Origin of the sequence: Corticimicrobacter sp. (assembly GCF_040137905.1) — a bacterium.
In the GTDB taxonomy this organism is placed as follows: Bacteria; Pseudomonadota; Gammaproteobacteria; order Burkholderiales; family Burkholderiaceae_B; genus Corticimicrobacter.
This window is the reverse complement of sequence record NZ_JBEFDG010000044.1, coordinates 124,077-131,968: the sequence shown is the minus strand read 5'-3', so window position 1 is coordinate 131,968 and position 7,892 is coordinate 124,077. Positions and strand designations below refer to the sequence as shown.

The following is a 7,892-nucleotide window of genomic DNA, read 5'->3' as shown; positions in this document are numbered from 1 at the left end:
CTGGGGCAGGGCCGTGGCTATTTCGCTGACATGGGCCTGACGTTCATGTCCTGGAACTGGCTGCCGCTGTTGCCGCTGTTCGTGATCTACGTGATTTCGGCCGTGGCCGAAACCAACCGTCACCCGTTCGACGTGGTCGAGGGCGAGTCCGAAATCGTGGCCGGCCACATGGTCGAATACTCGGGCATGACCTTCGCCCTGTTCTTCCTGGGTGAATACGCCAACATGATCCTGCTGTCGGCGATGGCGTCGATCATGTTCCTGGGGGGCTGGATGGCACCCATCGATGTCGCGCCGCTGACCTGGATCCCGGGCTGGCTGTGGCTGGGCATCAAGACTTTCTGCGTGGTCTCGCTGTTCATCTGGTTCCGGGCTTCCTTCCCGCGTTACCGGTATGACCAGATCATGCGTCTGGGCTGGAAGGTGTTCATTCCCCTGACCGGCGTGTGGCTGCTGGTGGTGGCGATCTGGATGCAGACGCCATGGAACATCTGGCACTGAGCCGTCGGAGCGGACACGGAGAACGAAAATGGAAGCGATCAAGGATTTTTTCAGCAGTCTGCTGCTGACCGAACTGCTCAAGGGCATGAAGCTCACGGGCAAGTATTTCTTCAAGCGCAAGGTAACCCTGCTGTATCCGCAGGAAAAGACGCCCATGTCGCCGCGTTTCCGGGGATTGCATGCGCTGCGCCGCTATCCCAATGGCGAGGAACGCTGCATTGCATGCAAACTGTGCGAGGCGGTCTGTCCGGCCATGGCGATCAGCATCGAGTCCGACGTGCGTGAGGACGGTACCCGCCGCACCACGCGTTACGACATCGACCTGACCAAATGCATCTTCTGCGGTTTCTGCGAGGAGAGCTGCCCGGTCGATTCGATCGTCGAGACGCACATCCATGAATACCATGGTGAAAAGCGCGGCGACCTGTATTTCACCAAGGACATGCTGCTGGCCGTGGGCGATCGCTACGAGCCGGAAATCGCCAGCCGTCGCGCTGCCGATGCACCCTATCGCTAGGCCCGTCACTCAACGTAGATAAAGCCATGACGTTTACCACAATCCTGTTCTACATCCTGTCGGCGGTGCTGATCTATGCCGCGTTCAGGGTGATTACCGCCTCCAGTTCCGTGGTTGCGGTGCTGCACCTGATCCTGGCGTTTTTCAATGCCTCGATGCTGTGGATGCTGCTGGGGGCCGAATTCCTGTCGCTGCTGCTGATCGTCGTCTACGTCGGTGCCGTGATGGTGCTGTTCCTGTTCGTCGTGATGATGCTCGATATCCGGATGGAGGCATTGCGCGAAGGCATACGCGGTTTCCTGCCCATGGGTCTGCTGGTCGGTGGCATCATGGTGCTTGAAATGGCTTTCGTGCTGGTCTCGACCTGGGGAGACGCCGGGCCGGCGTTCGCCCAGCCCGATGACTACAACAGCGCCCTGGCACTGGGCAAGCTGCTCTATACCGAATATGTATACGGTGTGGAAATTGCCGCTGCCATTCTGCTGGTCGGCATGATTGCCGCCATCGCGTTGACGCTGCGCCGTCGTCACGATACCAAGCACAATCGCCCGTCCGAACAACTCAAGGCGCGAGCCAGCGAGCGCTTCCGTCTGGTCAAGATCGAGCCTCAGAGCGAGCGCGCACGCGCCGCCGACCAGAAAAATGCCGCACAGGATCAAGGAGAACAGGCATGACATTGACGCTGGCCCATTATCTGGTTCTGGGTGCCATCCTATTTGCAATCGGGGTGTTCGGGATTTTCCTGAATCGCCGCAATCTGCTGATCCTGCTGATGTCGGTCGAGCTGATGCTGCTCGCGGTCAACATGAACTTCGTCGCGTTTTCGAGCTGGCTGGGTGACACCGCCGGTCAGGTGTTTGTCTTCTTCATCCTGACCGTGGCCGCTGCGGAGGCTGCGATCGGTCTGGCGATTCTGGTGCTGATTTTCCGCAACCTGAATACGATTAATGTCGAAGATCTCGACCATCTGAAAGGCTGATGGGGTTAAAGATGTCAAGTACACCCGGTCTTTATCTTGTAATTGCACTGGCCCCTCTGGTCGGTGCCATCCTGGCAGGCCTGTTCGGCACCGCCTTTTTCGGTCGCCCGCTGGTCGGACGTCGTGCGTCGCACATGATCACCATCCTGGGCGTGCTGGTATCGGCCATCGGCTCGGTGGTGGTGCTCATCGATGTGATCAATGGCCTGCGCTTTGACGGTGCGGTCTACACCTGGTCGCTGATCGGCGATATCCCGATGCAGATCGGTTTCCTGATCGATCCGCTGTCGGCCATGATGATGGTGGTGGTGACCTCCGTGTCGCTGATGGTGCACATCTACACCATTGGCTATATGGTGGATGACCCTGGCTATCAGCGTTTCTTTTCGTATATCTCGCTGTTCACCTTCTCGATGCTCATGCTGGTCATGTCCAACAACATGGTGCAGCTGTTCTTCGGCTGGGAAGCAGTGGGCCTGGTCTCATACCTGCTGATCGGTTTCTGGTATACCAAGCCAACGGCAATCTTCGCCAACATGAAGGCGTTCCTGATCAACCGCGTGGGTGACTTCGGCTTCGTGCTGGGCATCGGCCTGCTGTTTGCCTATACCGGCACCATGCACTACGGCGAAGTCTTCGCGCAAAGCGATCGCCTGGCTGGTCTGACGTTGCCGGGTACCGACTGGATGCTGGTCACGGTGGCATGTATCTGCCTGTTCATCGGTGCCATGGGTAAATCGGCACAGGTGCCGTTGCATGCCTGGTTGCCTGACTCGATGGAAGGCCCCACACCGATTTCGGCGCTGATCCACGCGGCAACCATGGTGACGGCTGGTATTTTCATGGTGGGGCGATTCTCGCCGCTGTTCGAAATGTCGTCGACGGCACTCTCGTTCATCATCGTGATCGGCGGTATCGGTGCGCTGTTCCTGGGTATCCTGGGGATCATCCAGACTGACATCAAGCGGGTGGTGGCGTATTCCACGCTGTCACAGCTTGGCTACATGACGGTGGCGCTGGGTGCTTCGGCCTACTCGATCGCAGCCATGCACCTGCTGACGCACGCTTTCTTCAAGGCGCTGCTGTTCCTGGGAGCCGGCTCGGTCATCATCGGCATGCACCACGAGCAGGATATCCGCAAGATGGGCGGCCTGCGCAAATACATGCCGATCACCTGGATCACCTTCCTGATCGGTACACTGGCCCTGGTCGGTACGCCGTTCTTCTCGGGTTACTACTCGAAGGAACTGCTGATCGAGGCAGCCGGTGAAGCCAATGTCTGGGGGGCCACGTTCGCATACTACGCGACGCTGATCGGTGTATTCGTGACCTCGCTGTATTCGTTCCGCGTGTACTTCCTGGTATTCCATGGCAAGGAGCGCTTCGATACCAGTGGTGCACACGCACATGGTCATGATGATCATGGCCATGACAGCCACGCGCATGGCGCAGATGCTCATGCGCACGATGATCATGGTCATCATGGCGGCGTGCCGCACGAATCCCCCTGGGTGGTGACGCTGCCGCTGGTGCTGTTGGCTATTCCGTCGGTGATCATCGGCGCGCTGGTCGTGCAGCCCATGCTGTTCGGTGATTTCTTCCAGGGCGTCATCGCGGTGTTCCCCGAGCATCCGGCGATGGCCGAACTGGCTGCCAAGTGGCATGGCTGGGTGGCCTATGGCCTGCATGCATTCATCACGCTGCCGTTCTGGCTAGTGGTGGCGGGTGCGGTGATTGCCTGGTACTGCTATCTCGTCAATCCCAAGGTGCCGGAAACCATCCAGCGCAACCTGCGTGGCGTGAACAAGGTACTAGAGAACAAGTACTACGTTGACTGGGTCAATGAGCAGATCATTGCGCGTGGTGCACGCTGGCTGGGTACGAGCTTCTGGCAGAAGGGTGATCGCGGCCTGATCGACGGTTTCATCGTCAATGGCAGCGTCAAGCTGGTGGGCTGGATCGCGGCCGTGAGCCGTCATGTCCAGACCGGCTATATCTACCACTACGCCTTTGCCATGATCATCGGCATCATGGCCCTGATTACTTTCTTTGTGCTGGTGCATCACTGATGGCAAGCGAAATGGCAACTTCAAATATTCCCTGGCTGACGCTTGCGATTGTCCTTCCCATCCTCTCGGGCCTGCTGGTGCTGGCCGTGGGGCGGGACGATCGCGCCAACGCGACCCGCTGGCTGGCGCTGGCGGGTGCCGTGATCAGTTTCCTGGCCACGATTCCCCTCTATCTCGGCTTTGACAGCAGTACGGCCAGTATGCAGTTTGTCGAGAAGGCATCCTGGATCGAGACTTTCAACGTCTTCTACCATCTCGGCGTGGACGGCATTTCGCTGTGGTTCGTGTTGCTGACCGCCTTCATCACCATCATCGTGGTGCTGGCCGGCTGGGAAGTGATCAAGGTGCGCGTTGCCCAGTACATGGCAGCCTTCCTGATCCTGTCGGGCTTCATGGTGGGCGTGTTCGCCTCGCTCGATGGCCTGCTGTTCTACGTCTTCTTCGAAGCCACGCTGATCCCGATGTACATCATCATCGGTGTCTGGGGTGGTCCGAACCGTGTCTATGCCGCGTTCAAGTTTTTTCTCTATACGCTGCTGGGTTCACTGCTGACGCTGGTCGCCTTCATCTACCTCTGGAATGTCTCGGGTGGCAGCTTCGACATCCAGACCTGGCATCAGACCAAGCTGGGCATGACGCCGCAGATCCTGATCTTCCTGGCGTTGTTCATGGCGTTCGCCGTCAAGGTGCCGATGTGGCCGGTGCACACCTGGCTGCCTGATGCTCACGTCGAGGCTCCGACGGGGGGTTCGATCGTGCTGGCCGCGATCATGCTCAAGCTGGGTGCCTACGGTTTTCTGCGCTTTTCTCTGCCGATCACGCCGGATGCCGCGCATAGCCTGGCGGGCCTGATCATCGCGCTGTCACTGGTCGCTGTGATCTACATTGGTCTGGTGGCCCTGGTACAGGACGACATGAAGAAGCTGGTGGCCTATTCGTCGGTCGCCCACATGGGTTTCGTCACCCTGGGTTTCTTCATCTTCAACCAGGCCGGTGTCGAAGGCGCAATCGTGCAGATGGTGTCTCACGGCTTCGTCTCGGGTGCCATGTTCTTCTGCATTGGCGTGCTCTATGATCGGGTGCATTCGCGCAAGATCGCCGATTACGGTGGCGTGATCAACGTAATGCCGCGTTTCGTGACCTTCTTCGTGCTGTTCTCCATGGCCAACAGCGGCCTGCCGGCAACCAGCGGGTTCGTGGGCGAGTTCTTCGTCATCATGGGCGCGGTCGAGTACAACTTCTGGATTGGCCTGCTGACGGCCACGGCCCTGATCCTGGGTGCTGCCTATTCGCTCTGGATGGTCAAGCGCGTGGCGTTCGGTCCGGTCGTTCATGAGCAGGTTGCCAAGCTGCAGGATGTCAGTTCCCGCGAATTCCTGATCCTGGGCATTCTGGCGATTGCCGTACTGTTCATGGGGATCTATCCGAAACCCTTCACCGATGTGATGCATGTCTCTGTCGAGGCGCTGCTGCAACACGTTGCTTCTTCCAAACTGTAGGCGTCGATTATGCATTCTCAATTCGACTTCGCGCTTGCTGCGCCCGAAATCATCCTGCTGGCACTCGGTCTGGCCATTTTGCTGATCGATGTGCTGAGCAAGCATGCACAGCGCCTCGTGACCTACTGGCTGACCCTCGGTACGCTGGCCGTCCTGACGGTCGTGAGCTGGGCACAGTGGCAGGCCGGTGTGCAGGGCGTGACTTTCCATGGCCTGTATGTGGCCGACAACCTGTCGCACCTGCTCAAGATCGCCAGCTATATCGCAGTCGCCGCCACGGTGATCTATGGCCACGCCTATGCGCTGGAACGCGACATGCTGCGCAGTGGCGAGCTCTATACCCTGATCCTGTTTGCCTTGCTGGGGCAGATGGTCATGATCTCGGCCAGCAACCTGGTCAGTATCTATCTGGGCCTGGAACTGATGTCGCTGTCGCTGTATGCGCTGATCGCACTGCGTCGTGACAACACCGTGGCCACGGAAGCCGCCATGAAATATTTCGTGCTGGGCGCACTGGCATCGGGCTTCCTGCTGTATGGCATGTCGATGATCTACGGTGCCACAGGCCAGCTTGAACTCGCCGCCATTGCCCAGGTGCTGGCTTCGGGTGAGGCACCGGCCATGGCACTGGCCTTCGGTGTGGTGTTCGTCGTTGCAGGTCTTGCCTTCAAGCTCGGTGCTGCGCCATTCCATATGTGGGTGCCCGATGTCTATCAGGGTTCTCCGACCGGCATCACGCTGGTGTTGGGTGGCGCACCCAAGCTGGCTGCCTTTGCAATCACGCTGCGCCTGCTGACGGATGGCCTGCACAGCCTGGCCTTCGACTGGCAGCCCATGCTGATGATCCTGGCCGTGCTGTCGCTGGCCATCGGCAACCTGACGGCCATCATGCAGACCAATTTCAAGCGGATGCTGGCCTATTCCACCATTTCACACATGGGGTTCGTGCTGCTGGGCCTGCTGTCCGGTGTGATCGATGGCAAGCCTGACGCTGCGGTCGGTGCTTATGGCGCATCGCTGTTCTATATCCTGACCTATGTGCTGACGACGCTGGGCAGCTTCGGCATGATCCTGCTGCTGGCGCGCAATGGCTTCGAATGCGAGGAAATCAGCGACCTGAAGGGATTGAACCGCAAGCATCCCTGGTATGCCGCCATCCTGCTGTTGCTGATGTTCTCGCTGGCGGGTATTCCGCCGCTGGTGGGTTTCTATGCAAAGCTGGCTGTGCTGCAAGCAGTCGTCGAGGCCGGCATGGTCTGGCTGGCAGTGGTGGCCGTGATCTTCTCGCTGATCGGTGCTTTCTACTACCTGCGCGTGGTCAAGGTCGTTTACTTCGACGAGCCTGAAGAACAAGGGCTGCAGGCTCAGGAACAGGCGGTTGCCCTGGCAGTGACCCCGCTGTGCCAGCGTGGTCTGATCTCCCTCAACGGTATCCTGCTGCTGGTGTTCGGCATCCTGCCGGGCGGCCTGATGGCGCTCTGCATTCAGGCGCTGCAATGAACCAGGCACTGGCAGTCTGGCTGTTGCTTGCGCTGGCGCTGGTGGCAGCCAATCTGCCATTCCTGACCGAGCGTGTGCTTGCAGTGGCGACCTGGAAGCAGCAGGGGCGGCCTGCCGTCAAGCCGCTCTGGGTGCGCATGGCAGAAATCCTGCTGCTGTATGTGGTGATCGGTGCAGTAGGCTTTGCCTTCGAGGGCAATCTCGGCAACCGATTCCGGCAGGGATGGGAGTTTTATGCCATCACGCTGTGTCTGTTCCTGGTGATGGCCTATCCGGGTTTTGTCTACCGTTATCTGTTTCGCAAGCGCAAGGCCTGAGTTGTCTGCATTGCACATTGACTGGAATTGACACTTCCGAGGTAGACGGACAGTACCTGAATTTCCTATCATGAGCCCGTCGCATGTGTTTCGCATGCGACGGGTTTTTTTCAACCAGGAGAAAAGCGCATGGGCATTATCTGGATGATCGTCGTGGGTTTCATCGTGGGTCTGCTGGCACGTGCCATCATGCCGGGCGAACAGAAAATGGGTATCGTCCTGACCGTGGTGCTGGGTATCATAGGTTCGGTCGTGGCAGGCTTCCTGGGTGGCGCATTGGGTATCTATCAACCGGGAGAAGGGGCAGGCTGGATCGGTTCCATTGTGGGCGCACTGATCGTGCTGTTCGTCGTCGGCAAATTTTCCAAGCGTGGTTGACGTGTAAAAAATCGTCATGCTAGAATACATGACTTCGCCGCTTTAGCTCAGTTGGTAGAGCAGTTCATTCGTAATGAAAAGGTCGCCAGTTCGAATCCGGCAAGCGGCACCAGATTAAAAAGCAGCCTTCGG

The 7,892-nt window shown here is 58.6% G+C and carries 9 protein-coding genes and 1 tRNA gene; all 10 read left to right on the top strand.

The window, feature by feature from the left end; translation table 11 throughout:
- The coding region (locus ABN482_RS08040) for a complex I subunit 1/NuoH family protein (protein ID WP_349503493.1) at positions 1-501 on the top strand (501 nt) is incomplete at its 5' end.
- Between the two features lie 28 nt (positions 502-529).
- Positions 530-1,018, top strand: coding sequence for an NADH-quinone oxidoreductase subunit NuoI (nuoI, locus tag ABN482_RS08035; protein ID WP_109061860.1), 489 nt, complete (start codon positions 530-532; stop codon positions 1,016-1,018).
- A 26-nt stretch (positions 1,019-1,044) separates the two neighbouring features.
- Positions 1,045-1,692: an NADH-quinone oxidoreductase subunit J gene (locus tag ABN482_RS08030; protein ID WP_349503492.1), complete on the top strand. Its 648-nt coding sequence runs from the start codon at positions 1,045-1,047 to the stop codon at positions 1,690-1,692.
- On the top strand, positions 1,689-1,997 hold the full coding sequence (nuoK, locus tag ABN482_RS08025) for an NADH-quinone oxidoreductase subunit NuoK (RefSeq protein WP_349503491.1): 309 nt from the start codon (positions 1,689-1,691) through the stop codon (positions 1,995-1,997). Before ABN482_RS08030 ends, nuoK begins: the two co-directional genes overlap by 4 nt.
- A gap of 11 nt (positions 1,998-2,008) precedes the next feature.
- Positions 2,009-4,066, top strand: a complete 2,058-nt coding sequence (gene nuoL / locus ABN482_RS08020) for an NADH-quinone oxidoreductase subunit L (protein ID WP_349503490.1) — start codon at positions 2,009-2,011, stop codon at positions 4,064-4,066.
- Positions 4,063-5,565 carry an NADH-quinone oxidoreductase subunit M gene (locus ABN482_RS08015; RefSeq protein ID WP_349503497.1) on the top strand — a complete coding sequence of 501 codons (1,503 nt, stop codon included), beginning with the start codon at positions 4,063-4,065 and terminating at the stop codon, positions 5,563-5,565. Before nuoL ends, ABN482_RS08015 begins: the two co-directional genes overlap by 4 nt.
- Positions 5,566-5,571: 6 nt before the next feature.
- Positions 5,572-7,065, top strand: coding sequence for an NADH-quinone oxidoreductase subunit NuoN (gene nuoN / locus ABN482_RS08010; protein WP_109061855.1), 1,494 nt, complete (start codon positions 5,572-5,574; stop codon positions 7,063-7,065).
- Positions 7,062-7,382, top strand: coding sequence for a DUF2818 family protein (locus tag ABN482_RS08005; protein WP_349503489.1), 321 nt, complete (start codon positions 7,062-7,064; stop codon positions 7,380-7,382). The genes nuoN and ABN482_RS08005 overlap by 4 nt, the downstream gene beginning before the upstream one ends.
- Before the next feature lie 129 nt (positions 7,383-7,511).
- The gene (locus ABN482_RS08000) at positions 7,512-7,760 is read left to right on the top strand and encodes a GlsB/YeaQ/YmgE family stress response membrane protein (RefSeq protein WP_349503488.1); all 249 of its coding nucleotides are present in this window, start codon (positions 7,512-7,514) and stop codon (positions 7,758-7,760) included.
- Positions 7,761-7,796: 36 nt separating this feature from the next.
- Positions 7,797-7,872, top strand: a tRNA-Thr gene (locus tag ABN482_RS07995).
- The last annotated feature ends 20 nt before the right edge of the window (positions 7,873-7,892 follow it).